Source organism: Glycocaulis sp. (assembly GCF_051859565.1).
Taxonomy (GTDB): domain Bacteria; phylum Pseudomonadota; class Alphaproteobacteria; order Caulobacterales; family Maricaulaceae; genus Glycocaulis.
In genome coordinates, this window is the sequence record NZ_JBHYFK010000024.1 from 1 (window position 1) to 531 (window position 531).

Sequence of the window (531 nt, forward strand, 5' to 3'; positions counted from 1 at the left end):
GTCACCGCGGCCTCTGGCGCGCCGCCCAAAACCGCACGGCGGCACCGCACCGACCATCACGGCACAGGAAAATTTCAATAAAAACAGCGAGATGAAAAACGAGCCGCGGCGATGCGACGAGATGGCTTGCAATGCTCAAGCCCTTGGTTTTACTATCGAAACCCCTCTGCGGGTGTAGCTCAATGGTAGAGCAGAAGCTTCCCAAGCTTAAGACGAGGGTTCGATTCCCTTCACCCGCTCCAAGCCTCTCCAACCCTTTGATTCGTCTCGCGTCTCACCTCAGTGGGGGGTGATGGCTACACGTGTGGCTACACCAATGGCTACGGTAGCGACAGGCTAACGGCGAGGAACCCCAGGCCCTGAAAGCGAAAGCCCGGCCATGAGGCCGGGCTGGGTCTTCGCTTCCTTTCCACTTCCTCAAGCCTCCTGCTTGAGCCTCCTTGGTTCCTGAGTCTCCCTTGACGTGTCCTTCCCTGAAGGGCCTCCGTGCCCGATGCGCCTACTATGCCAGCCACGACGTGCGCCATGTAT

1 tRNA gene is annotated in these 531 nt (G+C 59.1%); it reads left to right on the forward strand.

Annotation, left to right across the window (positions count from 1 at the left end):
- Positions 1–168: 168 nt before the first annotated feature.
- A tRNA-Gly gene (locus ACTIGC_RS13575) sits at positions 169–242 on the forward strand.
- The last annotated feature ends 289 nt before the right edge of the window (positions 243–531 follow it).